This window comes from Paraburkholderia sp. BR10937, assembly GCF_040965695.1.
Taxonomy (GTDB): Bacteria; Pseudomonadota; Gammaproteobacteria; order Burkholderiales; family Burkholderiaceae; genus Paraburkholderia.
This window is the reverse complement of record NZ_JBFRCL010000204.1, coordinates 1-255: the sequence shown is the minus strand read 5'-3', so window position 1 is coordinate 255 and position 255 is coordinate 1. Positions and strand designations below refer to the sequence as shown.

Below are 255 nucleotides of genomic sequence, written 5' to 3'. Positions count from 1 at the left end.
TGTTGTTTTGATGGCGAGAAGGTGTTGTAAACGACGCGCCGAGCTGTTAACTTTTCGGCGCGATGCTTTCCAGTCACCTGACCTTTCTGCTCGAAGCGCAACAGCCGGCCGACCTCAGCCGGCTGGCTGAGCATCTGCCCTATGAATGGATCGAGCGGGCGGTGCAGGCTACCGGGGCGGCCAGTATTCGGCGCCGGCGTTTGCCTGCTGAACAGGTGGTCTGGCTGGTAATCGCGCTGGCGATGTACCGGCACT

General features: G+C 60.8%; 1 protein-coding gene. It reads left to right on the top strand.

Going from position 1 to position 255, the window contains the following annotated elements:
* Positions 1–62 precede the first annotated feature (62 nt).
* On the top strand, positions 63–255 hold a 193-nt coding region (locus tag AB4Y44_RS42665; RefSeq protein ID WP_368698555.1), incomplete at its 3' end, for a transposase domain-containing protein.